Raw genomic sequence first — 25,906 nt, 5'->3', positions numbered from 1 at the left:
CGATTGCACAACATAAGGTTGCGGGTTGGTGGTGAGGCCGTTAGAGTTATGTGCAACCGATGGTTGCCTATTGGGGGTCTGCAATGGAGTTCGGAAAGCTGGAGCGCGAGATCCGTATCGACGCGGCACCGGAGATCGTCTTCGACGTGGTGAGCCGTCCCGAGCACATCAGGATGTGGTGGTCCGAAGACGCGTCGTTCGAGCCTGAGCCGGGCGCGGTCGGCGAACTGGTGTGGGACGAGCGCGCCGTGGTCGAACCGATCACGGTGGTCACCGTGGATCCGCCCCGCACGTTCGCGTTCCACTGGATCGCTCCGGGTGGTCAGCTGCCCGACGCGGACAACTCTCTCCTGGTCACCTTCGAGCTCGAACCCTCCGGCGACGGCACGATTCTGCGCGTGACCGAGAGCGGCTGGCGGGAGAAGGGCTGGGAGGCCGCCGTGCTTGAGGCGGCCTTCCACGACCACGAGCGCGGCTGGGACTTGTTCCTGCCCAGGCTGCGGGACTACGCCCCTTCCGTGGTGGCGCGATGACCGTCGCCGTCGACGACGAACTCTGGTCGGCGATCGGCGATCCGATCAGGCGCCGCCTGATCGACCTGCTGCTCGCGGAAGGAGTCGGTACGCCGACCAGCCTGAGCGATCGTCTCCCGATCTCACGCCAGGCGGTCACCAAGCATCTGGCCGTCCTCGATCGCGCGGGACTCGTGCACGCGACACCGATGGGCCGCGAGCGGCGCTACGAAGTCGACGAGGCGCAGCTCGCCCGCGCCGTCCGGCAGTTGAACGAGGTCGGCAGGACCTGGGATACGCGACTGAACCGCATCAAGCGCATCGCGGAACAGATCCAGCGTCAGAAAAACGACTGACCGGCAGGCCGCTGGGCGAGATCTCCGGCGACCTCCTCGACGCGGTCGAGCTCGGCCCGGCCTGAGTGGACGGCTGTCGTCCTCGCCGCAGGTCTTCGCGGCCGATGTGGGCCTCGAGGTGAGCTCCCATGCCGGTGGCATGGCGATCGGCGCCTTCACCGCCTCGTCTGCGGCGATCTCCATGTCGGACGCCTGGGCCGCAGGCTTCCTGAAGCCTGCGGCAACCGCGGCCGCGACAGAACTCGCGGCGGCGGTGTGACCATCGAGCCCGCGTAATCGTTCGAAAGAATCGATCACCCCAGGGGGACGCATATGAATGCATTGCTACTCGAAGGCAAGAACGCTGTGATCTATGGAGGTGGGGGCGCCATCGGCGGCGCGGTCGCCCGGGTGTTCACCAGGGAAGGCGCGAGAGTCTTCATCGCCGGGCGGACGCGGGCGAAGCTCGACGCCGTGGCGCGTGACATCGCCGTCACGGGCGGAAAAGTCGAGACCGCGCACGTCGACGTTCTCGATCAACAGGCGGTCGAAAAGCACGCCGACGCGGTCGCGGAGACGGCCGGTGGCATCGACATCGCCCTCAACGCCGTGAGCGTCATGCACGACCAGGGGACTTCGCTGGCGGACCTCTCGCTGGAGGAGTTCATGCGGCCGATCGACGGTTTTCTGCGGACACTGTTCATCACCAGTAAGGCCGTGGCACGGCACATGGGTCGCGAGCGCCCCGGCGTCATCCTGACCTTGTCCGAGCCGGGTTCCAAAATGGCGGTGGGCGGCATCTTGGGGCACAGCGTGAGCGCGGCAGGCAAGGAGGCGTTCTCGCGGGTCCTGGCCGCGGAGCTGGCACCCGGCAACATCCGGGTGATCGGCATCCGTCCCCACGCGGTCGCCGACGCGCCGGCGGCGGGTTCCTATACCAAGGACCTCTTCGAGCAGACCGCGGCGGCGGCCGGACAGTCGGTCCAGGAAATGCTCGAAGGTGGGGGAATGGTGCAGGGAACGCTTCTGAAAAGGCTGCCCACGCTCTCCGATGTGGCGGAGACGGCGGCGTTCCTCGCCTCGGACCGAAGTGGAGCCATGACCGGAGCGATCGTCAATCTGTCCGCCGGCGCACTTGTCGACTGAGACCGCTGTGCCCGATCAGGCCGACGAGACCAAGCTGCCTCGTTTTCTGCACATCCCGGGCCCCGCTGGTGTCGTCGAACGCCTGGGATGTGGAGCACCGAGCCGGAGGGGAAGGGCGCAATATGTTTTCGGAACCAATCTTTTCTCGCACACGTCTGATGACGTGTGCGAATCCTATATAGATTTACATGGTTGAGTGCGGCCCTGGCGCTTGTCCTTCAGGTCGCGGTAACGGCTTGTTCGGCTCCAGAGTCGCCCGCGCGGCCTGAACATCTCCCGGCGTTGCCGGTTCTGGATTCTGTCAAGAATATCTGGCCGGAGGCTGTGGGTTCCGCTCCAAGAAAGCTGAAGGGCGGAGGCACCTTACTGCCGGTGGCGATGCTCGGCAAGCATGAAATGCTCATGAGGGATTGGGCGAAGCGCCCTACCTTCTTCAACGTCAACACTCGGAACGGCCGTCATCGCCAGCTGTCCACAGCGCCGAAGTGGGCGGAGTGTGGAGGGTGCTTTGAAATCGAGCACACGGCTTTGAGTGCTACACAGGTGGCGTGGCTTGTCAGCGGCTATGCGCCGGGGGCGACCTATGGCGGCCAGCGTCATGTCGAGCTGTGGGCCATGCCCTTGGTCGGTGGTTCCATGCGCATGGTGACACGCCTGCCAATAAACAAAGATCAACAAATCTTCGGTTTCCAGATCACGGAAGACACTGCGGCGTGGTGGGGCTATGAGGGTGACGTCTGGAAGGTCTCGATGTCCGGAGGCCGTCCGGAGCCGGTTCGGCCTGACAGAAAACTCAGGGTCACCAACTGGCCGTGGGCTTGGGATGTGAGCGAACGTACTGTGATCAATCTCGCCACCGGCGAGGAAAGACGTGTCACCGCTGGAAGGGATCTTCGTGAATTGACCTGCGGGCCTGTCTGGTGCGTCGGTCAAGCCGAGAGCGTGCCCTATGAAGTGCGTAAGGCTGTCATCATGCGATTGGGCGGCGCCGAGCGGACGGAGCTTCCGGGAGACGCCAACCTCAGGACGGCGCCGTTTCGTGAGAGGGTCTTTCTTCTCGGCCTCCCGACAATTCGCGGTGATGATTCCCGTGAGATCACTTGGGGTGCGGCCCAACTCGGACCTCTTGTCCAGCTCTATGATCGCTGCACGAAGCGGACCGCTGTGATTGGTTCATCTGCTCTGCGGAAACGTGGAATGCCATGGCATGAGATCAAGGTGGGGGCGACCTCGCCCGAGGGGTCAACCTTGTTCTGGGTAGGCAATCGTGAGCGCTACACCGTCCTGGACCTGGCTCGTATCGCCGAGCCGTCCTGCGTGCGATGAGTTCGACGAACCGGAACCTCGCTCAGGGCCGGCAGTCGATAGGTCGGTGAATCAACGATCTCTCGTCGGAAGTATTCGACTGCCCCGCTTGCCCCGCCGAGAGCGGCGGGGCAAGGACTTCTCCCGAGATATCGGACAGGCGGCGCGTTTCCTTGTCGTCGACGGCCCCGTGCTCCACGACAAGTCACCACACCACCGATATCCTCATCCAGAGATTTTTCGCACAAGCTCTATTTGCTGCTCACGACTCCAGGAAAGAGCATGTGCGGAGACACATTCGGGTAGCGAGCTGTTTGTCGGGCCCGGCCGGTATTGATGTCGATCGCATAGCTGCTGCGCGATCCTCCGTTGTGCAGGTAAAAAAGGGTGACCTCGGCCCTGTTCCGCCAGAGGGAGGTGTCGAGGACGCCGCCGGCCTTCGGCAGGCCGCGGATGACCACCTTCCGGATGGTCCGCCCGGTCTTGGCGTCGAGAAGGGTGAGCGAGTGCCTCTCCAGGCCTCGCTTCCCGAACTCGAAGGCGGCCACCGTCCGGCCGTCCGGGGAGAGCTCACTGAACATGATGAACACGCCGTCGAAGCGCACCGGTGCGCCTCCACCGGTGACGGGCATCAGCCACAGGTCGGTCTTGCGGTAACGGACCAGTTGGGCGACGCCGTCCTTGATGCCGATCGCCTCGTACTCGCCGGGTATCGACACCGTTTTGCCGGTGCGCATGTCGATCAACAGTCCGGGGTCCTTGCTCCCCTCACGCGGGTCGAAGACCACGTGGCGGCCGTCGTCGGAGACCACGAGCATGGAGCCCACGCCGATCCGCTCCTCCTTCACCGTGACAGAGGAGGTCACCGTGGAGCCGCTCACCAGGTCACGGACAACATGCGCCTGGGCCTGACGGCTGTAGTAGGCGAGCATGCGCCCGTCCCGGCTGATCGAGACGGGGACGCGAAACGCCTTGGCCGTTTCGGTGAGTGCCTGCGGCACCCGGTAGGTCGTGCCGGTGCGGGTGACCACCCGCCACTCGACGGCGCCGCAGTCGACGTGCCGCCTCTTCTTGTCGACCTTGCAGGGTGTCTGGTACGCGTAGCCGAGCGGTTCCACCTTGCCGTCGGGTAGCTCTGGCAGCGTGTCCGCACGCTGCGGCGTGACCGTGTAGTCGCCGTAGTCGCCGTAGTCGCCACGCGACCCCACCAGCGTCATGCCCGCGGTTCCCACGCCCAGTGCCACGACCGCTGCGACAGCGGCCAGCGTCAGGGTGGCGCGCCGCCTGCGCCGGTGACCCGCGACGGCCCGGTCGGCCAGGTCGGACAGACTCACCGGTGGAGCCTCGTCGGCGATGTCGCCCAGCGTCTTACGCAGGCTCGTCATCGGACCACCTCCGTGAGCTCGGAATCGGAGAGCAGATGGGCCAGTTCGGGGGCGACCGTGCGCAGGCGGGTCAGCGCGTGATGGGCCTGGCTCTTGACGGTGCCGACCGAGCAGCCGAGCACCTCGGCCGTCTGCGTCTCGGTGAGGTCCTCCCAGAAGCGCAGCACGATCACGGCGCGCTGCTTGGGCGTCAACTTGGCCAGCGCCTGCCGGAGCACGATCCGGTCGAGCGCGGCCCCGTCGTAGGAGGCACCGCGTTCAGGCGGGTCGGCGCTCGGTAACTCAAGATGTGGCCGACGACGCCAGGAGATGTACTGGTTGACCAGCGCCTTGCGCGTATACGCCTCGGGATTACCGCTCCTGGACAGCTTGGGCCAGTGCCCCACGATCTTGATCAGGACGCTCTGCAGCAGGTCTTCGGCGAGATGGGCGTCTCCCGTCAGCAGGTACGCGGTCCGCATCAGCGTCTGCTGGCGGGCGAGCACGAACTCGCGGAAGCCGTCATAACGATCCACTGTGATCTCCTCTCGCCCGTTCCCAACGCGACTCATCGGGCGAAAGGTTGCACTTTTCTCTACGCCTTTCTCTATGGCGAAAGCGACCCGCCACGGCGGATCGTGGCACAGGCACTGTTCACAGCCGGATGTGTTTCTCCGGTAAGGCGTGGCGAGATCGGGACGGACCTGTGTACGGGCGGGGGAGCCGAGCTCTGGGGCGGTCGACCGGGTGACGACCCCCACGCCTTCGGTGACGTGTACAGCCTGTCGTACGACCTGAGGTGGGGGCCGACCCGTGAGAGCGGCCCCCCGTCCCATGGTTACGGCAGGGCGCAGATGACCGCGTCGCGCCAGTCGTAGTTCATCCAGTCGTAGTCCGGACGGTGACCGCCGGTGACGCCGGCGAGCTCGTTCTCGTCGAGCTCACGGGCGGTGGCTGTGAAGTCGTTCATCTTCAACACTCCTTTTGGATGGCGAACCTTGTGAGGGAATGCTCCCAAGGCGGTCTTGCCTTCCACTTGGGGATGACTTTGCTGATCTTCGCTCCCCGCTCCGCGGCAGGCCCGCCTACCGACCGCCGCCTGTGGTTCACCTTTCGGCCGTCGCCGGTATGTGTCGGTGTCATTTGATCCATGGACCTTGATCAAGCGCCGGTTCCGTGGTGCCGTAAAAGCGCGAGGCGTGCTCACATCGGCGTGGAGAACACCGCCGACGCCCTGGCACGCCGAAGCGCCGTCAGGTCATGAAGTCAGTTCTTCGAGAAGGCGGAAGAATGCGAAAGCTGTCGTCATTCACGTCCACCGCGAGGGCATCGAAGTCAACGACCACGTCAGAGAGGAGCACATCCTCCCCCACCTTCTTCACGCGCAGGCGTTCGCGGCTCGGGATCGTGTTCGGCGTCGCCGTGCTGGGGGTCGTGATCCCCGCGTCGGCGGCCCATGCCGCTCCGCCCGGCAATCTGCCTCAGTCGGCAGGAGGGTACGAATCCTCGTTCTCGCCGGCCTACGACTACGACGGCGACGGCTGCTACGCCACCCCCGCCATCGGACCGGACGGAACCCTCGCCGGGGGGCTGAACCCGACCGGCGCGGTGAACGGCAACTGCCGTGACCAGTCGGACCTGGACAACTCGCAGACCTACGCCCGTTCCAAGTGCAACAGCGGGTGGTGCGCCATCGTGTACGCCAGCTACTTCGAGAAGGACCAGGCGCTGCCCGGCATCAGCCTCGGCGGCCACCGGCACGACTGGGAACACGTCATCTCCTGGGTCAACCAGGCGTCCAACCAGGTGGAGTATCTCTCGACCACGCAACACAGCAGCGTGGTGACCTATCCGCGCTCGCAGGTGCGCTTCGACGGGTCGCATCCCAAGGTCGTCTATCACAAGGACGGGTTGTCCACGCACTTCTTCCGGCTCGCCAACGGCAACGACGAGCCCCCGGAGAACCACTACCACAACTGGCGCTACCCCCCGCTCGTGGACTGGAACGGCTGGCCCAGCACCTCGCTGCGCGACAGGCTGATGAACGCGGACTTCGGGGCCGCGACGATCAAGATCAATGACGGCAGGTTCGGGGACCTCCTCTCGCGGGCCAAGCCGAGCGGCATCCCCTTCGACCCCTGGGCCTGACGAGTCCGTCTGTCGAGCCACCGGCGGCTCGACCTGACCGGTGAAACGGGGGTGATGACCGGTCGTCACCCCCGTCGGCCGCGGCCGACGTCAGGCGGCCACGGTACGTACGCGCCGGATGGCTGTTCACGTGCCCTGGACGCGGGACGAAGGCCGTGGCCGGTGGATCCGGCCGCGGGGGCATGAGCTTCACTGAGTCTCATCCGTGCAGGTCGGCAGGGGTGAGACCGGAGCGGATACCCTTGTCCCATGGACCAGTCACACCTTGCCAACCTCGCGCACCTGCGCAGGGCGCGGGATCTGATCGACCGGGAGTACGCACGTCCGCTTGACGTCCCGACGATGGCCCGCCACGCGCTGATGTCGCCGGGGCACTTCTCCCGGGCGTTTCGGGCGGCCTACGGTGAGACGCCGTACAGCTACCTCATGACCCGGCGGGTCGAGCGGGCGATGGCGCTGCTGAGAGGGGGTATGAGCGTGACCGACGCGTGCATGGCGGTCGGCTGTACCTCCCTCGGCTCGTTCAGCTCGCGCTTCACCGAGCTCGTGAAGATGACGCCGAGCGCGTACCGGGCCCAGGAGCACCGTGCGGTGCGGGCGATGCCCGCCTGCGTGGCCAAGGTGCAGACCCGGCCGACGAGGAACCAACAGGTCAGGATCGGAGAAGTGGTCCGCGCCACCGCCATCTAGCGTTGACCACATGACCGTTTCTCTTCAGTACTGCCACGTCACCGTCAACGACCTGGACGGATCGCTCGCCTTCTACCGCGACGCGCTCGGTCTTGAGGTGCGCAACGACGTCGCCTCGGGCGGGTTCCGCTGGGTCACCCTCGGCAGCGCCTCCCAGCCCGACCTTGAGATCGTGCTCTCCGAGCCGCACGCCGGCCGGTCCCAGGCCGACGGCGACGCCCTGCAGGAGCTGCTGACCAAAGGGGTCCTGCCCATGACCGTGTTCCGCACCGACGATGTCGACGCGACCTTCGAGAGGGTGCGCGACTTCGGCGCCGAGGTGCTGCAGGAGCCCATCGACCAGCCCTGGGGCCCGCGCGACTGCGCCTTCCGCGACCCCTCCGGCAACATGGTGCGCATCTCGCAGGCGCCCAAGGCGTAACCACCGCGAGCGCTCGGCGATGACCGAGCGGGAATCCGCACCGTATCCTCACGCCCTCCGTATCCTCACACCCTCCGCGCGAACAACGGCCTTCCCGACGGCGCCGGTGCCGATTCACGGACGGAGCGGCTGCCAGGACGCCAGCGCCGCCGCCACCGTGTCCGGGGAGGCGGCCAGCAGCGGCAGCCGTACGGCGGGAGTGGGGATGTCGCCCCGCGCGTGCAGCACGGCTTTGATCACCGTGGGGTTCGGCTCCGCGAACAGCCGGAGCGAGAGCGGCGCCAGACGGTGTCCGAGGGCGCGCGCCTCGGACACGTCGCCGGCCCGCCACGCGGTGACGAGCCGCGCGAAGTCGGCGGTGGCGACCAGCGCCGAGGCCAGAATGCCGCCGTGCGCGCCGAGTGCCAGCATCGGCGAGATGTGCGGATCGTCGCCGCCGAGGATCGCGAACCCGGGAGGCGGGTCGGCCAGCAGTTCGATGCTGTCGTCGGTGATCGCACCGGGCGCGGACTTCAACCCCGCGACGCCGGGGAGCGCGGCGAGCCTCCGCAGTGTCCCGGCCGACAGGTGCTGGCCCGTGCGACGTGGCACGTCGTAGACGATGAGCGGCACCGGGCTCAGCTCGGCGAGGTGCGCGAAATGCGCGAGAACGCCCTCCTCGCCGGGGCGTACGAACGGGGGAACCACCGTGAGCGCGGCGACGACCTCCGGGTGGTCGCCCAGCCGCCGCAACGCCTCGGCCGTGGCGGCGCCCACCACGAGCGGTGCCGACCGCTCCCGGCAGACCCGGGCCGTCACCTCGACCACGGCGCGCTTCTCCGCGTCCGTGAGCGCGCCGGATTCCCCCGTGGTGCCGAGCGCGACCAGACCCGTCGCGCCGTCGTCGAGCAGCCGCCGCGCGAGCGGCTCCAGTGCGCCGAGGGCCACCTCGCCGGAGGTCTCGAACGGAGTGATCAATGGGACGTAGAGACCGTTGAGCGTCATGGGGCCATCGTCGCGCGATCAAATATGAAGAACCAGTTCCGATTCATAAAGGCATACGTAAGCTGATCTTATGCTTGACGTTCGCAGACTGCGGCTGCTCCGCGACCTGGCCAGACTCGGCACCATCGCCGCGGTGGCCCAGGTTCACACCTATACGCCGTCGGCCGTCTCCCAGCAGCTCGCGGCGTTGCAACGGGAGGCGGGGGTGGCACTGCTGGAACGGACCGGTCGCCGGGTCACCCTCACCCCGGCGGGCGTCGCGCTGGTCGAGCACACCGAGACCGTGCTCGCCGAACTGGAGGCGGCCTCGGCGACCCTCGCCGCCGCCCGGTCCGGCCTGATCGGGACCATGCGCATCGGAGCCTTCCCCACCGCCGTGCACACCCTGCTACCGGCGGCCCTCGTCGCGCTGGGCCGCGACCATCCGGGGCTCGCCCTCATGGTCACCGAACTCGACCCGGCCGCCGCCCCCGACGCGCTGCGGGAACGGCACCTCGACGTGGCCCTGCTGCACGACTACGACCTGGCACCCGTCGAGCCCGACCCAACGCTCGACTCGACACCCCTGCTGGAGGAGACGGTCTTCCTCGCGGTTCCCTGTGGCGCGGCGCTCGAGACGACGTCGCGGCCGGATGAGACGATCCTGCCCGGGCTTCCCGGCGCAGCGGAGACCACGGCACTCACCGATCCGGTCGGCGCCTGGAGATCCGCGTGTTCGGCCGGCGCGACGGCAGGCGCGCATTCAGCCGATACGGAGGGCGCCGTGGCGGCCGCGGATCCGGTCGGCGGCTTCCGTGACGCCGACTGGGTCGTGGCCTCACCGGGCACCCTCTGCCATACCGTGGCCGTACGCGCCTGTCAGGCGGCGGGATTCGCGCCGAGGGTACGCCACCACGTGGACGATTTCACCGCCGTGCTCACCCTGGTCGCCGCCGGCCAGGGGGTCGCCCTGGTGCCACAACTCGGCGCCGGCCGCCTTCCGGACGGCGTGCGGCTCCTGCCGCTGCGGGCACGACGCAGGACCCGGATCGCCTACCGCCGAGGAGCCGCCGAGCACCCCGCGGTCGCCGCGTGCGTCCGCGCCATCCGCGCCGCGACCGAGGACCACCTGGGAAAGGCCCGGATCGGCGGGCGGACGGAAGCGCCGGGAGTCGCTTGAACGGCTGTCCGGCGCGGATGGGACAGCCGTCTTCCGGCTGCCGTCACAGCCTCACCGGGTGACCGGCCGGGCGACGACGGCACCGGACGGGGACGGGTACGGGCGGCCGAGCAGCCTGACCCGGACCCGCGGCCTCCCCGGCGCAGGTCGTCGCGATCGGCGGTCAGTCGCGGGCGTGCGCGTCGAGGATGTGGGCGACGGCCTCGGTCACCTGCCCGGCGAACGCGAGGTTCAGCCACTCGTCGGGCACGTGCATGTTCGAGTCGGCCCCCAGCGCGCCGGTGACGACGAACTGCGCGTTCGGATAGCGCCGGCCGAGCATCTCCATGAACGGGATCCCGCCGCCGATGCCGAAGGCGCGGCACGGCTCGTCGAACACCCGGTCACCGACCTCCTCCAGCACCGCGGCGAGCCAGGGCGCGGCAGCCGGAGCCTGCCAGCCGTTCAGCACGAGGAAGTCGCTCACCTCGACCTGCGCGCCGTACGGCACGTCGGTCGTCAGGATCCTCACCAGCGCGGCTCGCGCGGCCTCGGCGTCGACCGTCGGCGGGGTCCGGAAGCTCAGCCGCAGGGACGTCGAGGCGCGCAGCACGGCCCCCGCCACGGCCGGGTCCGGGAGCCCGGCCGTGGCGATCACCGACAGCGTCGGCCGCCAGGTGTTGTTGAGGATGAGTTCGACGTCGTCGTCCGAGACCGCGCGCATCCCGTCGACGAGAGGGTATCGGCGTGCGGCGGCTCCCGGCTCCAGCGCGGCGAGCGCCTCGGCCCTGGCCCGCGACTCCGCGGGAATCGGCACGTTCATCTCAGGGACGGTGATCTCGCCCGTCACGGAGTCCTCCACCCGGTCGAGCAGCCGGCGCATGACGCGGAAGGAACTCGGCACGATACCGCCGGCGACCCCGGAGTGCACGGACGTCTCCAGGACCCGCACCGTGACGGTCGCCTGCACCGCGCCCCGCAGGCTCTCGGTCAGCCACAACCGCTCGTAGTCGCCACCGCCGCCGTCCAGGCAGATCACCAGGGACACCTCACCGAGGCGGTCGGCCAGATGCTCCAGATACCGGGGCAGGTCCGGGCTGCCGGACTCCTCGCCGGTCTCCAGCAGCAGGACCGCCCGGGCGTGTTCGCCGCCCGCGGCCCGGATCGCGGTCAACGCGGTCACCGCCGCGTAGCCCGAGTATCCGTCGTCGACCGCGCCACGGCCGTAGAGCCGTCCGTCGCGCACCACCGCCCGCCACGGTCCCAGGCCGTCGGACCAGTCGCCGAGCGGGGGCTGCTTGTCGAGGTGGCCGTAGAGCAGCACGGTGCCGCGTGCCGTGCTGCCGGCGGTCGCGGGAACGTCCACGAGAAGCAGCGGGGCGCGGCCGTCGAGCTGGACGACCTCGCACCGGGCACCCGGCAGACCGCGCGACGCGATCCAGTCCCGTACGTGGTCGGCGGCGGTTCGCAGATGGCCGTTCCGCTCCCAGTCGGCGTCGAAGGCGGGCGACAACGCGGGTATCTCCACCAGGCCGGAAAGGCTGGGCAGCACGTCTTCGTTCCAGCCCTTGGTGACCGCTTCACGAACTCTTCCGTAATCCATGGCCGAAGCATGCCACTCGGAGTCGCCGGGGCAGGGCGCCGCCCACGGCCCGTCAGTGACCCTTCACCACGAACCGGCCGGTGAGCGGGCCCAGCTCCACGATGTACGTCCCCGCACCGCTCCGGCGCGCCTCGAACGAGAGCCGCACCGTCTTGTCGGCGCGGACCTGGACGGTCTGCCGCTCGACCTCACCGTTGACCCGCAGGACGGCGTCGTACCCGCCCGACTTCTCTCCCACGTTCTTCACCCACGCGGTGATCCGCACCGGGTGGCCGGGACGGGTGGTGGACGGGCTGACGTCGAGACCGGTCAGGGCGAAGCGGGGCTCGGGGCCCGGGGTCCGGTCGTGGACGAAGACGTCGGACTTCCGGTTGGTGTCGTCACCGACGAGGTTGGCGGAGGTGCTCTCGAAGGCGACGTACCGCCCGTCCCCGCTGATCGACGGTATGCCTGCCGAGCCGTCACCCTCGACGTCCTTGGGGCCGGCGGAGATCCGCCTGGTGGTGCCCGCCTTGACGTCGCGCACGTACACGTCCGTCCGCCCGTTGGTGTCACCGTCGGCGAGGTTGGTGGCATAGGTGTAGAACGCCACGGTCTGCCCGTCGGCACTCAGTGACGGGGCGAAGGACCAGTCGTTGGCCATGCTCCCGTCGGACGCCGCCGACACGAGTTTCCTCGTGCCGGTCTGCCGGTCGTGGACGTAGATCTGGTACCCCTCAAGCCCGCCACTCGCGGTGAAGACCACCATCCGCCCGTCGGCACTGATCAACGGGCTGCTCGCCTCCCGGGCGTCCGGTGCGGGAATCAGTTCGGTCCTACCGGTCTGCCGGTCGCGGACGAACACGTCGCCGTGCCCGTTGGTGTCTCCCGGTACGAGGTCGGTGGCCTGACTCTCGAAGGCGACGAAGCGGCCGTCGGAGCTGATCGACTGCTCGCGCGAGTTCCCGTCGCCCGGCAGGCCGTCGGCCCCGACCGAGACGGCCTCGGTCTTGCCGGTGCTCCGGTCGCGGACGAAGACGTCGGTCCGGCCGTTGACGTCCCCGGGCACGAGGTTGGTGGCGTCGCTGTTGAAGACGGCGAAGCGGCCGTCGGCGCTGAACGAGGGGGACGAGGAGAGCCCGTCGCCTTGGGCGCCGTCGGAGGCCACCGAGATCCGCTCGGTCCTCCCCGTCTGCCGGTCGCGGACGAAGGCGTCGGTCTGACCGTTGGTGTCCCCGGGCACGAGGTTGGTGGCCCCGCTGCCGAACCCGACGAGGCGCCCGTCCGCACCGAGGGTCGGGCTCAGCGAGAAGCCGTCGCCCTGGGTGCCGTCGGAGGCCACCGAGACCCGCTCGACCGCCCGGGTCCGCAGGTCGGTCACGAAGATGTCGAGGTCGTCGTTGGTGTCGCCGGAGACGAAGCCGGACGCCGGGCTGGCGAACGTCACCACCTTGCCGTCGGCGCTCATCTTCGGCCACCACGCGTCGCCGTTGCCCTGGCGGCCGTCCGAGGTCACCGAGACACGCTCGGTGGCCGAGGGCCGCGGGAGGGCGAAGTCGGCCCGCGCCGGTTCCTTGGTCCCGCGTACGGTGACCTTCGCGGGCTCCGACCTCGACACGTCGGGCGCCATCGCGGCGACCTGGTGGTCGCCCTCGGGCACGTCGTCGATCGTGTACCGGCCGTCGAGATTCGTCGTCGCCACGAGGCTGTCGGGCACGCCGAGCACCGTGACCGTCGCGCCCGGCACCGTCGAGCCGGTCGGGCCGTAACTCACCTGTCCCGAGATCTTCCCCCTGCGGGTCCGCTCCAGCGCGACGCGGACGTCCAGGAAGCGGTTCGCCGTGACGCGGACCCTGGCCGACCCCTGCCGGTAGCCGAACCTGGACAGCGTGAGGTCGTACGCCCCGGCGCCCAGCCGCATCTCGAACCGCCCCTGCCCGTCGGTCACTACACTCCGGCCGGCATCCGTCCGGGTGACCGTCACACCGGCGAGCGGCTCGCGGGTCTTCTCGTCGGTGACGACGCCCCGGACGCCGCTGCTGAGAGCCGCCTCCGCGACGGCGGCGTACGCGTCGATCCGCCCGGCGCCGAAGCGCGGGTTCGGACGCTCGCCGTAGCGCCTGTCGAAGAAGGACGTACCGGCCAGGATGCCCAGCGCCTCATCGACACCGAGGTCGCGACGGGCCTCGACCATCAGCGCGACCGTGCCCGAGACGTGCGGGGTCGCCATCGAGGTGCCGCTCAGCGTCCCGTACTCGCCACCGGGCAGGGTCGAGAGCACGTCCACCCCGGGTGCCGAGATGTCGGGGACCACGTAGGACTCGGGCCAATCGGCGGGCGCGTCGATCCAGTCGGTCCTGCGGACCACCCCGCCACAGGAGAACTCCGGTACGTCGTCGCCGGCGTCGGTGGCGCCGACGGACACGGCCTCGTAGACGTTGCCGGGGCTGCCCGACCCTCCTTCGAGGCATTCGTTGCCGATGGCGAAGGAGGGGAAGGCACCGGCCAGGTAGATGTTCCTGGCCGGTTCGATCATCTCGTCGGCGTAGCCCTCCGCGCCCAGCGACATGCTGACGACATCGGCGGGCTTCCCCGCGGGAGTGCCGTCGGTCGCGTACGGCGCGATCGCCCACTGCATGCCGGCGATCACCTGGGCGAGCGTTCCGTTGCCGCCGGGGATGACCAGGCCCGCCATCAGCTCGGCGCCGGGCGCGACGCCGATCCGCGTGCCCGACGCGTTCCCGCCGGCGATCGTGCCCGCCACGTGCGTGCCGTGGTAACTGCTGTCGTGGGGCGAGGAGGGCACCGGCCTGCCGTCCGGGCCGAACTCGATCCAGCCACCCGGGTAGGACGGGTCGGACGCGTCGTCGGTGACGAGCTTTCCGGTGAGGTCGGGGTGGGCGATGTCGACACCGGTGTCGAGGACCGCCACGCGCACGCCGTCACCGGTGAGCCCTCGCTCCTCGCGCACCCGGTCGGCACCGATCTTCTCGATGCCCCAGGTCGACTCCCCGGCCTTCGCGGCGCGGCTCGGCGGCCCGGCGGGTGGCTCGGGCGGGGCCTTGAGCGCGAAGTTGGGAATGATCCGGTCGACCAGGGCGAGGGCGGCCAGCGCCTCCAGGGTGGCGGGCCTGGCCCGCACGAGGACCATGTTCTTGATCCAGAATGTGTTGAGCACCTGGTCGCCCTGGGACTCGACCAGCCGGACGACGGGGGCCTGCACGGCATCGGCCGTCTCGGCCAGGGCCTTTCGCGCCTCGCTCGGCGAGGGGACCGCCGACCGGAGGCCGGGGCTTGCGCCGAGCACGACGACGGCCTCGACGCGGTCGTCGGCCCGGGCTCCGGAGGCCCTCGTCCGGTCGATCAGCTCAGGGGCGATCTTTCCTCGCCGGTCTTGCTCCGCGGGAGGCCTCCCCGCCGAGGGCTTCTCGGCCGAGGCCGGATTCGCGGCCATGGCCGGGCTCGACGGCAGGACCGCGGCGAGTGATCCCAGGACGAGGAGTGCGGCGAGTGACAGGCGTTGCCCGCGAGATCGTAGGGCGGACAGCGACATGGGGGGCTCCTTCGTTCAGGTGCGCGCTGTGATGCTCCTGAACGCTGACATCAGCGGTCATCTCCTGACAAGCTGAGTCAGAGGCGAGTTCCCGTCAGGTGGCGTGAACACGACAGGCGAAGCTGTCGGGCATTCGCGCCGCCGGATGCTCACCGTGCAGGTAAGGAGAGTGTGATGCTTGAGGCGATCGGGCTGAGTCAACAGGACGAGGCGCTGTACGACGCACTCGTGCGCAGGACGCAGGCGACGGTCTCCGAACTCGTTCACGACTGTCATCTCCCGGCGTCAGCCGCGAGACGGACGTTGCGGTCGCTCGTGGACCTCGGCCTCGCCACCCGTTCCACAGGGCGCCCCGTCCGCTACGTCGCCGTCTCACCGGACAGCGGGCTGGAGGCCGTGCTGCGCGAGCGCGAGGCCGGGCTGCGCGACGTCCGCCTGCACATCGGGACGCTGGTCAAGATGTACCGCGCGGGCACCCGGTTCGCCCATCCGGGCGACCTGATCGAGATGGTCTCGGGGCGCGACGAGGTCAACCACCACTGGGTGCAGATGCAGCAGAACACCCGGACCCAGATGCGGGGGTTCGACCGCCCGCCCTACGCCGCCCCGCAGGCGCACACCGAGCCGAACCACGTGGAACTCGCCCTGCTGAAGCGAGGGGTGAAGTATCGGGTCATCTACGACAGGACCGCGCTCGCGCTTCCCGGCTGGCTGGACGACGTCACAGCCGGGATGCGACACGGGGAACAGGCCAGGATCGCCGCGGACCTGCCGATGAAACTCGCCGTCTCCGACGACCGCCTCGCCATCATCCCGCTGCTCCACCCGGTGGACGACATGGTCGCGGCGTCCTACGTGATCCACCCCTCCCCGCTCCTGGACGCGCTGGTGGCCCTCTTCGAGATGACGTGGACGCGCAGCGTCCCGGTCCAGCTGAACTCACCCGATTCCGAGGTGCTCTCCGAGGAGGAGGCGAGGCTGCTCACGCTGCTGGCGTCGGGAGCGACCGACAAGGCCGCCAGCCGGGCCCTGGGCTGGAGCGAGCGCACCGTGCAGCGGCACGTCACCAAGCTGATGAACCGCGTCGGGGCACAGACCCGCTTTCAGGTCGCGATGGAGGCCACCCGGCGAGGCTGGATCTAGTGGCGTGTCACGCAACCTTGGTGGGATAACTGGTCCATGAGCGGATCGGGGAACTGGCCGCGAAGCTGACCTTGGGCCGGGCGTGCCGGTTGTGCCAGCGGATGTAGGCGGCGATGGCGGCGTTCTGCTCGGGGTGGCTGCGGTGGTCGGTGCCGTTGAGGGCGAAGTAGCGCAGTGCGGCGAATTCGGACTCGATCCAGTTCAGCCAGGAGGCGTAGGTCGGCAGGAACACCAGCTCGACGTCGTTGGCGGCGGCCCAGGCTTTGACCTGGGGATGCTTGTGCGGCGAGTAGTTGTCCACGATCAGGTAGAGGGTGCCGCCGGGCCAGCGCTTGCGCAGGGACTTGATAAACGACAGGAACTCGCGCCAGCGTTTGCGTTCACGGATCCGGTAGTGGATTTTCCCGGTGGCCAGGTCCAGGGCGCCGAGCAGGTGCATGACCCCGCTGTAGCGGTTGTAGGTGGCCCGCAGGCGGCGGGGGTTCTTACCCGGCCGCCAGGCCTTGCCCTTGCGGGGCTGCAGGTTCAAGGGGCCGAACTCATCCACGCACACCACCCGCCCACCCCGTGGCGGGGCGTCGTACAGGGCCAGGATGCGCTGCATCTTGGCGACGAAGTCGGTGTCGTTGCTGCTCTTCCACGTCGTGGTGGTCTGCCATGACACCTTGCCGGCCTTGAGGATCCGCGCCAGGTGCCCGCGGCTGATCGAGGTCACCAGCCGCAGGTCGATCAGGTGGGCGGCGAGCTTGGACAGGCTCCAGGTGGAAAAGCCGGTGAGGCCCCACTCGGCGGGGGTCGTCCGGGCGATCAGGCAGATGCGCTCGCGCACCCACTCACTGATCCTGCGCGGACGACCCCCGCTCCATTTTGGGTCCAAGGCCTCGAACCCCCGCTCGTTGAACGCGTGCACCACCTGGCGCACGTAGTCGTCACTGACCTGCATCAACGACGTGATCGCCGAAGCCGACTGTCCTTGTGCGGACATCAGCACCACGATCGCCCGCCGCAGCTTCACCGGATCCTTGGCCGATCGGGTGATCCTTTGCAGGCGCCGTCCTTCCTCCATCGTCAGCGCACGGACGAACACCTCGGGTTTACGTGCCATGACCACCTCCCAGAACTACTCCGGGACCAGGCTGGCCTGCTCACCCGCCGAGATCAAATAGCCCAGCAAGGTTCAGTGACACGCCACTAGCCGTTCGGTACGCCCCTCGCCGCCCGTGTCTCGCACGTGATGAGCCCGGTGAGCACTTGGGAAAGGCCCGGTTCGGTGGGCGGACAGAAGCTCCGGGGCTGCTTGAACGGGTATTCGCCGCGGATGGGACAGCCGTCTTCGGCCGGTTTCGGCCGGTGGGGGAACAGCCGTCGGCGTCAGCGGGTCGCGGCGGCCACGCGCAGGCCGAGGACGATGAGAACGGTGCCGCTGACGGCCTCCAGGCGGCGACGGATCACGGGCCTGCGGAACCACGCGCCCGCGCGTCCCACCACCGCGGCCAGGGCGAGGTACAGCACGATCTCGACGGCCACCTGCAGGAGCGCGAGGAGTGCGGTGGTGGAGAACAGCGGCTGGTCGGCCGGTACGAACTGAGGGTAGAAAGCGATCATGAAGGCCGCGATCTTCGGATTGGCGAGCATCACGAGGGCGCCCTCACCGAAGGCCCTCCACCAGCTCTGCCTCAGTCTGGGCGAGGTGTCCTCTGTCGTCTCCCGCGCCGGTCCGGCCTTCCCGATCCGCCACGCGGTGCGCCACGCCTTCAGCCCGAGGTAGAGCAGGAAACCCGCGCCGATCACACGGAGAACGACGAAGGCCACCTCGGAAGCGGCCACCAGGGCGGCGAGGCCGGCCGCGGCGAACAACGCCCAGGCGTAGAGACCTGCCTCCAGCCCCAGCACCGTCGGCACCGCCCCCCGGAAACCGTGCAGCGCGGCACGACGCAGGATCAGCGCCATCGCGGGACCAGGTGACGCCGAGATCAGCACGACGGCGACAACGAAGGCGGGCAGGGAGGCGACGAGGTCCATGAGTCGAGCATGCTCGCTTCCGTCTCTTCGGCTCAACTCTTTTCCGGCCGAGGCTCTGGTCTCGGAGCCCGGTGCCGAGGGCTCGGCAAGCACGACGTGAAGCCCGGCAACATGGGTACGTTGCCGGGCTTGGCTGGGACGGGTGTCCGTCGCGACGAAGGGGTAAAAGCTTAGGTCGGAGAGTCGAACTTGCCGGTCTTGACGCCGCCGACGAACGTTTTCCATTGAGTGGGGGTGAAGAGCAGTTTGGGGCCGTTGGGGTTCTTGCTGTCGCGAACGGCGATCACTTCGGGCAGGTTGGCGGCCACCTCAACGCACTGGCCGCCATTTCCGCCGGAGCGCGATGACTTCCGCCATACTGCGTCACTTAGGTCCATTCCCGCCTCACTTCCTCGATCTTCTTGAGAGGTGTGTGCTGGTGGTCCCCGACTGTGGCAGAGCTAGTGGTCGAAGTCGCCGGTCTTGATACGGCGGACGAAGGTGTCCCACGCGGTGGGGGTGAAGAGCAGTTTGGGGCCACCGGGGTTCTTGCTGTCGCGAACGACGATCACTTCGGGCAGGTTGGCGGCCACCTCAACGCACTGGCCGCCACTGTCTCCGGATCGCGACGACTTCCGCCACACTGCGCCGCTCAGGTCCATTCCTGCCTCACTTCCTCGATCATTTTGAGGGACATGTGCTCAGGATAGGCCCAGAGTCGTATCGCCTCATAGCGCTTCCAAGTCGCTGTCACGGAAGCAAGATCTGTCATGATCTGACCTTCCGCTGAAGATTCTGCATGAATTGCGCCTGGCTGCCCGTTTGGAAGTTCGGCGATCGTGAAAGCGCCCATCATGCCTGCGAGGCATTCCGGGCTAACAATTTGGATGGAAACGGTCGGTCTCTGAGCGACCTCCAAGAGGTAGCCGAGCTGTTCATGCATCACGCCAGCCCCACCGACCTTGCGACGCAGAACGCCCGCGTCGACGAGTACGAGGAGGAGGGGAGGATCTTCCCGACAGAGAATCTGTTGCCGGTTCATGCGAGCTCGAACTCGCCCTTCCACCTCCTCAGAGGTGATCTGAGGAGCCTGAGAAAATAGGTAATGGGCATAGGATTCCGTTTGGAGAAGGCCGGGGACGAGGAGGGGATCCCAAGAGCGTAGGACGAGAGCTGTGGGCTCGATCTCCTCGACCCAACCTTGGAACCAGATCGGACCGCCAGGTTGGGCCAGGATGCGTTGGCGAAGCCTAGTGAAGGCGTTGCCATCGGCTGTTTTGAAGAGCCGATCCAGCCTCTCGGCGTCGGACTTCGAAGGTGTGCGGCTGGCGCTCTCCAGACGGCTGATCTGGGTCTGTGTACACCCCAGTCGGGAGGCCACGGCGGACTGCGAGAGCTGAGCGGCCTCCCGTAGTCGGCGCATCTCGGCGCCGAACCGCACTCGAGGGGATCCGGGGTCGAGGGTCGGCGCACCTTCCATTGCTTTCCTCCCGATTTGGAAAAAACGGACTTAATGGTTGGCTGGTGATATCGAATCCCAGTCCAGGTAGACCAACCGCTGTCATCATCCGCTCTGGCCTGGATTGCCGATCCGGTAGTCGTTCAACTACCGGTAAGGCATTCTAGGCACAGTAATCCTCCTGGTGAAAGTGTTGTCAAGGAAGTGGTAAGTCGATTCCTTTAGCGAAGATCAGCCGAGGCGGATATGTGAGATGCCCCTCTTTTGGTCTCTGCTGTGAGGGTTGGAAAGCGTTCGAAAGGTGAAACCATGATGAAGAGTGAGCCGCCGGGCGCACGGAGTGCGGATCTGAACCGTGAGTGCATACTCCTGCCCTGGCTGACGACGATGGTCGGCGTGACCTGGAAGCTCCCCTTGGCTGACGAACGAGTATGGGAAGGGTGTGGCGAAGGCGGTCCGAGTGGGTAAAGATTGGTACGTCCCGGCGTCCGCTCTCCCTGGAGGTCCTGAATGCGCTTCACCCGGTTACTCGCCATCGGTCTGGCGCTGGTGACGGCGGCCTCGGGATGTGCCTCCGGGCCATCCTTGAAGGATGCGGCAGCGGAGCTACAAAAAGATGCTCAACGCCTGGAAAATGACGATGTCTTCAAGAATCCGCTCATGAATCTGCGCATCGTTCAACATCCCGACAAGGATCTTCCTTGCGGCGGCGATAAGGTCAAGCGGGTATTACGAGCAACGGCCGACGAGGAGCGTGTCGACGAATCATTGGACTCTCGCCTGGACAAAGCCCAAAGAGTTATGGAGAACACTCTCTCTCGGATCATGGGCTACGAGGTTGAACACGACATCAGTCAGGCTGATGCCCTGGAGGGACGGTTCATTTATGGGAGTAAGGAGGTGGGGGTCATGGTGACTGTTTATATAGCGCCGGAAGCGCCGACCTGGCGACTGCATGCGCAGACCGCATGTCTATCACGCTGAGAGAGTTGGTCGCATCACTTGGGAGTCTTCAATAGATTCTCGGCCAGGTCGCTGGTCTGGAATCGTGAAGAATGTTCGATCTTTTTGTCGAAATCCGCATTTTCGTCCATCCAGTCATCGAGAGAGTCTAGCTTTTCCTGAAACGCTTGTTCCCATTGATTGTCGCCAATTGCCTCATGTTTGGCCTCGGCAATGAGTTCGTCATATGTTTTGAGATTTCCGGTGGCCGCGTTGACGAGCTCTCTGGGAGGTTCGCTCGCTGGGTAGCCACCGCTGTGGAGAAGATATGCCATCTCGTACTTCACGCTTTTGGCAAGGTCGACCCGTCTCTCGGTGACTATTTCAACCTGTTTCTTGAACATGTCGGCCCATTTATCCGATGCGGAACTGATGGCGTATGCTTGGGCGATTTCCCATCCGAGTTCGGCGGCTCGGCCCGTGACGGTAACTCCAGCGAGGAAGAGGCCGAAGGTATTCTTGGCGATATCTGTGGCTAATTTGGTGACGGCGTCCTCCGCGCCGAGCGCGTCTTTCGCCGCCTTGAATGTGACGCTGCCGAAGTCACCGAACATCAGTGAGATGTCGCGAAAATGGTCGGTGTTGCCCTGTGCGTCCAAGCCTGCCGCAGCCATCAAGGTGTCATGGCGGAATCTCGCCACCGCTGAGTTGAACTCGTCGGCCATCTTTTCAGCGTTAATGAAGGTTTTCGTGAATTGATAGGTATCGACGGGACTGAGGTAGAACGCAGGGGTAACCCCCGGGAGGGATTCCCAATGCTTGGGGGTCTGCATGCTGGAATCACGGTCGGAGGCTTTGTCGAAGCGTCCGCCCGACACCAATTCGTGAACGTACGACTTCGCTATTACGCTCATGGAGTCCATCGCCGGTCTCGGAAGGTCTGCGCCGAAGGAGGCCGCTGCACGGATGGCGTCGAAGGCGAAGGCGGCGGCCTCCGGGCTGTGCTGACCGGCCTTTTCGGTCTTGGCCTCGGTGCCCGTCTCCATCGCCCGGCCGAAGGCGTCGGCTACCTCGTCACCGGTGCCCGTCCCCTTGGCGTAGTTGAGGAACAGCTTCATCTTGTCGGCCTGGGTCAGCTTGACGTCGGCTCCGCCCATCTTGGAAAAGGCGTCCCGCACCGCTGCGCCGTCTCCGTCGAGAACCTCCAAGCCCATCGCGACCAGGTCGTCAGGCAGGTCGTACTTTTTGCCTCCCAGAGACCCGGCACGCCACTCCTGCGCGGGCCTCTTCGCGAACTCGTCCAGGACCAGTGCGCGGGCCGCCGCGCCCCGGATGGACGAAGGGGCGTTCGCGCCCTTGAGCAGCGCGAGCCGGTTCCACGCGACGATATTGCCATCGACCGGTTTGACCAGGTCGTTTCTGACCTTGGCGAACGCCGGGACGAGGGCGGGGGCGTTCAGGGCCGCGCCGAGGGCCTTGCTGAAGGCTGCCAAGTCCTGTTTGGAAGTCTTGCTGCCGGTGGCCGCGATGATGCTGGGCAGTGCGTCGCGCACCTTGGGGGAGAGCAGGGCGAAGAAGGCGGCGGCGGCCTGGGGGTTTTCTGCGAGTTTGGCAACGTCGTCGATGTGCTCGTGGATGAGCTTGGCCTGCGACTCGCCGTGGAAGTTCACGAGGATGTCCTCGCCGTACATCCTGGCCAGCCCTTGGGCGAGCTCGAAGTCCTTCAGTTCGTCGGGGAGCCGGATGAGCCCTTGGCCGCCCGGCGCCATCGAGGCCGCGCCACCCGCGCCGCCCAGCTCCGGGGCGCCGTCGCCCAGGGTTTTGATCAGGTCGATCCGGCCGTGGAGCATGGAGACCTGTTTCCCGGCCCAGTCGGCGATGTCGGCGATCTCCCGCAGTGCGGGGGTGCTGATCCCGTACCGGCCGAGTTTTTGCTCGAACTCCCTGGTGAAGGTGGTCAGCCGGTCGGCCTCACCGCGCAGGGAGGTGGCGAGCTGCTCCATCTGGTCGGGGTCGATGCCGCAGAACTCGGCGGTAGGTGCCATGGAACGTTCCCCCTCGTGGTCGTGACGGTCACGTACGTCCGGCTCATGGTCGTGACGGTCACATGCGTCCGGCCATCTCCCGGCGCATGGCATCCGCCTCGGCCTCGGTCACCAGCGGGGGAGAGCGGCGCAGTTCCTCCTCGACCGCGTCCACCACGCGCTGGGCGAGCCGCCCGAGGGATCGGCGCCGCTCTTCCAGTTCGTTGGTCCAGGTGGTGGCCGTCGGCCCCGTCCACACCTGTCCCGACCGCATCGCCGAGGAGGCGCGCTGATATGTCTGCCGCACCTCGTGAGCCCTGTCTTCGGCCTCGATGAGCAGTTGTCTCAGCCGTTCGTATCGAGGACTGGGCACCATCCGCTCGGCCACGCCACCCCCGCCCTTTTCGTGACCCCGTGATGAAGAAAAATTCGCATACCAGAGTAGGTATTGATCGTCTAAGTCGGCAAGTCCCGTACCCGGTCGGCATCGCGCTTTCGTCGATGGGCCCAAGGCCGCCCGCGCGGACGGAAATGATATTTCGGTCATTCCTCTCAGACTGGAACGACTACTCCATCAAACACCATCGGAGTAACGGATGACGCTGTTCGAAAAGCACATCGACGCGATAGAAATCGCCGTCAAGGCCGCGTACTGGATGTGTTTCTTCGCCGGTTTCGTGCTGCTCCTCGCCGGTCACGTGACCATGCTCATGGCGATCGCGATCGGCGTCATGTGGCTGTCTCGCGTCACTCTGCGCCATATCCGGGCGATTCGGACGCGCTGGGACGAGCAGGCCGCCGAGGAGTCGGAGATACGTCGTGAGCAGCGGCACCTGAACCGCGAGCGAGAGTTGCGTCTCCAGATCCAGCGGCTACAGCAGCCGGACCGTTGATCTTCTGCTGTCGTTCCGACGGTCGCGCTCTCCGTTCACATCGCGTTCCCGCCGCCGCACCGGTCGCACCCCGAGGGTGGGTTAGGTTGAGGCTTGCCTGAAATGCCGTTAAAGGGATGCGTCAATGTCGGCACCGTCCGCACTTCCCCCCTCTCTCGTGCGCCTGCTGGCGCGGCCCGCCCCTCCCGGAGGGCTCTCCGACCTCAAGCACGTCGTCTTCGTCATGCAGGAGAACCGGTCGTTCGACCACTACTTCGGCCGGATGCGCGGGGTACGCGGCTACGGGGACCGCAACGCGGTGTCCACCCGGGCGCTCCGCCCGATCTTCGAGCAGGACGGGATCCTGCCCTTCTCCCTACGGGAGGCGGCCGAGCGCGCGGGAGCCGACCCGATGCTGCTCGACACCCACGACCACACCTGGCTCGGTACGCAGAACGCCTGGGCGATGGGCTGGAACGACGCCTGGGTGCCCAACAAGGGGCCGTCCACCATGGCGTACTACGACCGCGGGGATCTTCCGTTCCACTACGAGCTGGCGGACGCGTTCACGATCTGCGACGCCTACCACTGCTCGGTGCTGAGTTCCACGACGCCGAACCGCAACTACCACGTCTCCGGCCACACGGGTGACGAGCCGGGCACCGAGCAGCGGGCCGTCGACAACGGCGCCTGTGAGGAGGACGGGCACCCGGGCTACACCTGGACCACGGTGCCCGAACTGCTGACCGAAGCCGGGCACTCCTGGCAGGTTTACCAGGAGTGGGACAACTACCAGTGCAACAACTTTGAGTTCTTCGCCACGTTCAAGGCGGTCATGGCGAAACTCGGGCAGAGCAGCATGCACTCGTTCTACGAGAAGGTGCGCGCGTCCGAGGATCCCGCGCGGATGCTCGCCGAGCTTGAGGAGAAGGTGGCACGCCTGGATCCGGCCGACCGGGCGCTCTACGACCGGGCGTTGCGGCGCACCCGGACGGGCGGGCTGGGGGACTGGTTCGCCGCCGACGTGGCGGCGGGACGCCTTCCGGCGGTCTCGTACGTCGTGACCTCGCTCGCCGACTCCGAACACCCCGAGGGCTCCTCGGCGGTGGAGAGCGGGAAGGTCGTCTACCGGATTCTCGACGCGCTGGCATCGAGCCCGGAGGTGTGGGCGAGTACCGCGGTCTTCGTCACCTATGACGAGAACGACGGTTTCTTCGACCACGTTCCCCCGCCCGTCCCGCCGGATGGAACCCCGGGGGAGTTCGTCGGAGGGCGGCCCATCGGGCTGGGCATGCGCGTCCCGATGATCGTCGTATCGCCGTGGAGCGTGGGCGGCCATGTCTGTTCGCAGACGTTCGACCACAGCTCGACGGTCCGGTTCCTGGAGACCTGGCTCGGCATCGAGGCCCCCGATATCGGTGCCTGGCGGCGAACCGTCGCCGGAGACCTCACCTCCGCCTTCGACTTCGCCCGTCCGGAGGCATGGCCCACGCCCATGACGCCGGAAATCAATGTCCCGGAGGGTGCCGCGTCCGCCCAGGGTGCTCTGACCGATCAGGATATCTCGGCCGACCGGGACGCTCAGGTCGTCCAGGACATCTCGACCGGTCGGGACGCTCAGGTCGTCCAGGGTGTCGCGGCCGGCCGCTGGTATCCCGACGCCCCCGCCGAGCAGCGCATGCCGTGCGCGGAACCGGGCGTCAGGCCCGCCCGCGCGCTGCCGTACCGGCCCGACGCCTCGGCACGCACCGGCGGTCGCGCCGTCGAGATCACGATGAGCAACACCGGTACGGAGAGCGCGCACCTGGCGCTGTACGGCTACATGGGGGAGCTCGTCCGGCCCATGCACTTCGACGTGCTGGGCCAGGTCCGCGAGGTGGTCTACTTCCCCTGTCCCACGTACGCCCTCGTTCTCACCGGCCCGAACGGTTTCCGCAGGGAGTTTCGGGGTGGGACCGACGACAGGGTGGAGATGTCCAGCGTGATCGACGCGGCCACCCGGACGATCGAGATCACCGTCGTCAACACCGGTAACAGACCCGCCGACGTGACGATCCTGCCCCTCGCCTACGGGGGGACGGCGCGGACGCTGCGGGTCGTGTCCCAGGGCGCCGCGCGGATGCCCTGGCGGGCCGCGACCGGGTGGTACGACCTGTGGATCACCGTCGCCGGGGACACCGGCTTCGCCCGACGCCTGATGGGACACATCGAGAACGGCGAACCGAGTGTCACGGGCTGACGGCCGCCGGGGACGGCAGGGGAGAAATGTCGGTGTGCTCTGGTAGAC

25 protein-coding genes are annotated in these 25,906 nt (G+C 67.3%); 12 read left to right on the top strand and 13 right to left on the bottom strand.

Translation table 11 applies throughout. The features are described 5' to 3' along the window. The first annotated feature begins 83 nt into the window (after window positions 1–83). From AB0B96_RS25060 to AB0B96_RS25045, 4 genes are all read left to right on the top strand, one after another. A complete protein-coding gene (locus AB0B96_RS25060; RefSeq protein WP_362902294.1) occupies window positions 84–533 on the top strand; it encodes an SRPBCC domain-containing protein in 450 nt (149 codons plus the stop codon). Then, window positions 530–868, top strand: coding sequence for a metalloregulator ArsR/SmtB family transcription factor (locus tag AB0B96_RS25055; protein WP_350946000.1), 339 nt, complete (start codon window positions 530–532; stop codon window positions 866–868). Before AB0B96_RS25060 ends, AB0B96_RS25055 begins: the two co-directional genes overlap by 4 nt. Before the next feature lie 321 nt (window positions 869–1,189). Continuing rightward, window positions 1,190–1,993: an SDR family oxidoreductase gene (locus tag AB0B96_RS25050; RefSeq protein ID WP_362902292.1), complete on the top strand. Its 804-nt coding sequence runs from the start codon at window positions 1,190–1,192 to the stop codon at window positions 1,991–1,993. 192 nt (window positions 1,994–2,185) lie between these two features. Then, the gene (locus AB0B96_RS25045) at window positions 2,186–3,319 is read left to right on the top strand and encodes a hypothetical protein (protein ID WP_362902290.1); all 1,134 of its coding nucleotides are present in this window, start codon (window positions 2,186–2,188) and stop codon (window positions 3,317–3,319) included. A 230-nt stretch (window positions 3,320–3,549) separates the two neighbouring features. On the opposite strand, the gene AB0B96_RS25040 is transcribed toward AB0B96_RS25045, so the two are convergent. The 3 genes from AB0B96_RS25040 to AB0B96_RS25030 form a co-directional block, all read right to left on the bottom strand. Next, window positions 3,550–4,683, bottom strand: a complete 1,134-nt coding sequence (locus tag AB0B96_RS25040; protein WP_362902288.1) for a hypothetical protein — start codon at window positions 4,681–4,683, stop codon at window positions 3,550–3,552. Then, the gene (locus AB0B96_RS25035; protein WP_362902286.1) at window positions 4,680–5,198 is read right to left on the bottom strand and encodes a SigE family RNA polymerase sigma factor; all 519 of its coding nucleotides are present in this window, start codon (window positions 5,196–5,198) and stop codon (window positions 4,680–4,682) included. The genes AB0B96_RS25040 and AB0B96_RS25035 overlap by 4 nt, the downstream gene beginning before the upstream one ends. Before the next feature lie 302 nt (window positions 5,199–5,500). Then, complete coding sequence (locus AB0B96_RS25030) at window positions 5,501–5,632, bottom strand: hypothetical protein (protein ID WP_350946004.1); 132 nt, start codon at window positions 5,630–5,632, stop codon at window positions 5,501–5,503. Between the two features lie 437 nt (window positions 5,633–6,069). Between AB0B96_RS25030 and AB0B96_RS25025 the strand changes: the two genes are divergently transcribed. The 3 genes from AB0B96_RS25025 to AB0B96_RS25015 all read left to right on the top strand — a co-directional run bounded on the left by AB0B96_RS25025 (window position 6,070) and on the right by AB0B96_RS25015 (window position 7,921). After that, window positions 6,070–6,810, top strand: coding sequence for an NPP1 family protein (locus AB0B96_RS25025; RefSeq protein ID WP_362902284.1), 741 nt, complete (start codon window positions 6,070–6,072; stop codon window positions 6,808–6,810). 249 nt (window positions 6,811–7,059) lie between these two features. Next, on the top strand, window positions 7,060–7,500 hold the full coding sequence (locus AB0B96_RS25020) for a helix-turn-helix transcriptional regulator (protein ID WP_350946006.1): 441 nt from the start codon (window positions 7,060–7,062) through the stop codon (window positions 7,498–7,500). A gap of 10 nt (window positions 7,501–7,510) precedes the next feature. Continuing rightward, window positions 7,511–7,921: a VOC family protein gene (locus tag AB0B96_RS25015; RefSeq protein ID WP_362902282.1), complete on the top strand. Its 411-nt coding sequence runs from the start codon at window positions 7,511–7,513 to the stop codon at window positions 7,919–7,921. 114 nt (window positions 7,922–8,035) lie between these two features. On the opposite strand, the gene AB0B96_RS25010 is transcribed toward AB0B96_RS25015, so the two are convergent. After that, entirely contained in the window at window positions 8,036–8,905 is an 870-nt protein-coding gene (locus AB0B96_RS25010) for a dihydrodipicolinate synthase family protein (RefSeq protein WP_362902280.1), read from the bottom strand. A 70-nt stretch (window positions 8,906–8,975) separates the two neighbouring features. On the opposite strand from AB0B96_RS25010, the gene AB0B96_RS25005 reads away from it, so the two are divergent. Continuing rightward, window positions 8,976–10,064, top strand: coding sequence for a LysR family transcriptional regulator (locus AB0B96_RS25005; RefSeq protein ID WP_362902278.1), 1,089 nt, complete (start codon window positions 8,976–8,978; stop codon window positions 10,062–10,064). 163 nt (window positions 10,065–10,227) lie between these two features. On the opposite strand, the gene AB0B96_RS25000 is transcribed toward AB0B96_RS25005, so the two are convergent. Both AB0B96_RS25000 and AB0B96_RS24995 read right to left on the bottom strand, forming a co-directional pair. After that, window positions 10,228–11,646, bottom strand: coding sequence for a M20/M25/M40 family metallo-hydrolase (locus AB0B96_RS25000; protein WP_362902276.1), 1,419 nt, complete (start codon window positions 11,644–11,646; stop codon window positions 10,228–10,230). A 52-nt stretch (window positions 11,647–11,698) separates the two neighbouring features. Then, a complete protein-coding gene (locus tag AB0B96_RS24995) occupies window positions 11,699–15,178 on the bottom strand; it encodes a S8 family serine peptidase (protein ID WP_362902274.1) in 3,480 nt (1,159 codons plus the stop codon). A 174-nt stretch (window positions 15,179–15,352) separates the two neighbouring features. Between AB0B96_RS24995 and AB0B96_RS24990 the strand changes: the two genes are divergently transcribed. Then, complete coding sequence (locus tag AB0B96_RS24990; protein ID WP_362902272.1) at window positions 15,353–16,321, top strand: helix-turn-helix domain-containing protein; 969 nt, start codon at window positions 15,353–15,355, stop codon at window positions 16,319–16,321. Between the two features lie 7 nt (window positions 16,322–16,328). On the opposite strand, the gene AB0B96_RS24985 is transcribed toward AB0B96_RS24990, so the two are convergent. The 5 genes from AB0B96_RS24985 to AB0B96_RS24965 form a co-directional block, all read right to left on the bottom strand. Further along, window positions 16,329–17,426 (bottom strand): IS630 family transposase, encoded by a 1,098-nt coding sequence (locus tag AB0B96_RS24985; protein ID WP_362902270.1) that lies wholly within the window; start codon window positions 17,424–17,426, stop codon window positions 16,329–16,331. 266 nt (window positions 17,427–17,692) lie between these two features. After that, on the bottom strand, window positions 17,693–18,343 hold the full coding sequence (locus AB0B96_RS24980; protein ID WP_362902268.1) for a LysE family translocator: 651 nt from the start codon (window positions 18,341–18,343) through the stop codon (window positions 17,693–17,695). A 170-nt stretch (window positions 18,344–18,513) separates the two neighbouring features. Next, window positions 18,514–18,720 carry a DUF397 domain-containing protein gene (locus tag AB0B96_RS24975; RefSeq protein WP_362902266.1) on the bottom strand — a complete coding sequence of 69 codons (207 nt, stop codon included), beginning with the start codon at window positions 18,718–18,720 and terminating at the stop codon, window positions 18,514–18,516. Between the two features lie 63 nt (window positions 18,721–18,783). Then, complete coding sequence (locus AB0B96_RS24970) at window positions 18,784–18,984, bottom strand: DUF397 domain-containing protein (RefSeq protein WP_362902264.1); 201 nt, start codon at window positions 18,982–18,984, stop codon at window positions 18,784–18,786. Beyond that, window positions 18,975–19,802: a helix-turn-helix transcriptional regulator gene (locus tag AB0B96_RS24965; RefSeq protein ID WP_362902262.1), complete on the bottom strand. Its 828-nt coding sequence runs from the start codon at window positions 19,800–19,802 to the stop codon at window positions 18,975–18,977. The genes AB0B96_RS24970 and AB0B96_RS24965 overlap by 10 nt, the downstream gene beginning before the upstream one ends. A gap of 489 nt (window positions 19,803–20,291) precedes the next feature. Here AB0B96_RS24965 and AB0B96_RS24960 point away from each other — a divergent pair, with 489 nt between their 5' ends. Then, window positions 20,292–20,765 (top strand): hypothetical protein, encoded by a 474-nt coding sequence (locus AB0B96_RS24960; protein ID WP_362902260.1) that lies wholly within the window; start codon window positions 20,292–20,294, stop codon window positions 20,763–20,765. A gap of 14 nt (window positions 20,766–20,779) precedes the next feature. Here the strand turns inward: AB0B96_RS24960 and AB0B96_RS24955 are convergent, their stop codons facing one another. Together AB0B96_RS24955 and AB0B96_RS24950 are read right to left on the bottom strand one after the other, a co-directional pair. Next, window positions 20,780–22,768 (bottom strand): hypothetical protein, encoded by a 1,989-nt coding sequence (locus AB0B96_RS24955; RefSeq protein ID WP_362902258.1) that lies wholly within the window; start codon window positions 22,766–22,768, stop codon window positions 20,780–20,782. A gap of 58 nt (window positions 22,769–22,826) precedes the next feature. Beyond that, complete coding sequence (locus tag AB0B96_RS24950) at window positions 22,827–23,135, bottom strand: hypothetical protein (protein ID WP_362902256.1); 309 nt, start codon at window positions 23,133–23,135, stop codon at window positions 22,827–22,829. Window positions 23,136–23,343: 208 nt separating this feature from the next. Between AB0B96_RS24950 and AB0B96_RS24945 the strand changes: the two genes are divergently transcribed. After that, the gene (locus tag AB0B96_RS24945; RefSeq protein ID WP_362902254.1) at window positions 23,344–23,640 is read left to right on the top strand and encodes a hypothetical protein; all 297 of its coding nucleotides are present in this window, start codon (window positions 23,344–23,346) and stop codon (window positions 23,638–23,640) included. A gap of 124 nt (window positions 23,641–23,764) precedes the next feature. After that, window positions 23,765–25,858 carry a phosphocholine-specific phospholipase C gene (locus AB0B96_RS24940; RefSeq protein WP_362902252.1) on the top strand — a complete coding sequence of 698 codons (2,094 nt, stop codon included), beginning with the start codon at window positions 23,765–23,767 and terminating at the stop codon, window positions 25,856–25,858. Window positions 25,859–25,906: the final 48 nt, after the last annotated feature.

The organism is Streptosporangium sp. NPDC049046 (genome assembly GCF_040649155.1).
Taxonomy (GTDB): domain Bacteria; phylum Actinomycetota; class Actinomycetes; order Streptosporangiales; family Streptosporangiaceae; genus Streptosporangium.
The sequence above is the reverse complement of the archived record's forward strand: the minus strand, read 5'-3'. Positions and strand labels throughout refer to the sequence as shown.

What these genes read in the sequence shown, in the direction of transcription:
- AB0B96_RS24975 (WP_362902266.1), bottom strand. Translation starts at nt 18,720, where the DNA reads ATGGACCTAAGTGACGCAGTATGGCGGAAGTCATCGCGCTCCGGCGGA.
- AB0B96_RS24995 (WP_362902274.1), bottom strand. Translation starts at nt 15,178, where the DNA reads ATGTCGCTGTCCGCCCTACGATCTCGCGGGCAACGCCTGTCACTCGCC.
- AB0B96_RS25005 (WP_362902278.1), top strand. Translation starts at nt 8,976, where the DNA reads ATGCTTGACGTTCGCAGACTGCGGCTGCTCCGCGACCTGGCCAGACTC.
- AB0B96_RS25015 (WP_362902282.1), top strand. Translation starts at nt 7,511, where the DNA reads ATGACCGTTTCTCTTCAGTACTGCCACGTCACCGTCAACGACCTGGAC.
- AB0B96_RS24965 (WP_362902262.1), bottom strand. Translation starts at nt 19,802, where the DNA reads ATGGAAGGTGCGCCGACCCTCGACCCCGGATCCCCTCGAGTGCGGTTC.
- AB0B96_RS24960 (WP_362902260.1), top strand. Translation starts at nt 20,292, where the DNA reads ATGCGCTTCACCCGGTTACTCGCCATCGGTCTGGCGCTGGTGACGGCG.
- AB0B96_RS24990 (WP_362902272.1), top strand. Translation starts at nt 15,353, where the DNA reads ATGCTTGAGGCGATCGGGCTGAGTCAACAGGACGAGGCGCTGTACGAC.
- AB0B96_RS24970 (WP_362902264.1), bottom strand. Translation starts at nt 18,984, where the DNA reads ATGGACCTGAGCGGCGCAGTGTGGCGGAAGTCGTCGCGATCCGGAGAC.
- AB0B96_RS24945 (WP_362902254.1), top strand. Translation starts at nt 23,344, where the DNA reads ATGACGCTGTTCGAAAAGCACATCGACGCGATAGAAATCGCCGTCAAG.
- AB0B96_RS25055 (WP_350946000.1), top strand. Translation starts at nt 530, where the DNA reads ATGACCGTCGCCGTCGACGACGAACTCTGGTCGGCGATCGGCGATCCG.
- AB0B96_RS25060 (WP_362902294.1), top strand. Translation starts at nt 84, where the DNA reads ATGGAGTTCGGAAAGCTGGAGCGCGAGATCCGTATCGACGCGGCACCG.
- AB0B96_RS24985 (WP_362902270.1), bottom strand. Translation starts at nt 17,426, where the DNA reads ATGGCACGTAAACCCGAGGTGTTCGTCCGTGCGCTGACGATGGAGGAA.
- AB0B96_RS24940 (WP_362902252.1), top strand. Translation starts at nt 23,765, where the DNA reads ATGTCGGCACCGTCCGCACTTCCCCCCTCTCTCGTGCGCCTGCTGGCG.
- AB0B96_RS25000 (WP_362902276.1), bottom strand. Translation starts at nt 11,646, where the DNA reads ATGGATTACGGAAGAGTTCGTGAAGCGGTCACCAAGGGCTGGAACGAA.
- AB0B96_RS24955 (WP_362902258.1), bottom strand. Translation starts at nt 22,768, where the DNA reads ATGGCACCTACCGCCGAGTTCTGCGGCATCGACCCCGACCAGATGGAG.
- AB0B96_RS25030 (WP_350946004.1), bottom strand. Translation starts at nt 5,632, where the DNA reads ATGAACGACTTCACAGCCACCGCCCGTGAGCTCGACGAGAACGAGCTC.
- AB0B96_RS25040 (WP_362902288.1), bottom strand. Translation starts at nt 4,683, where the DNA reads ATGACGAGCCTGCGTAAGACGCTGGGCGACATCGCCGACGAGGCTCCA.
- AB0B96_RS24980 (WP_362902268.1), bottom strand. Translation starts at nt 18,343, where the DNA reads ATGGACCTCGTCGCCTCCCTGCCCGCCTTCGTTGTCGCCGTCGTGCTG.
- AB0B96_RS25020 (WP_350946006.1), top strand. Translation starts at nt 7,060, where the DNA reads ATGGACCAGTCACACCTTGCCAACCTCGCGCACCTGCGCAGGGCGCGG.
- AB0B96_RS25010 (WP_362902280.1), bottom strand. Translation starts at nt 8,905, where the DNA reads ATGACGCTCAACGGTCTCTACGTCCCATTGATCACTCCGTTCGAGACC.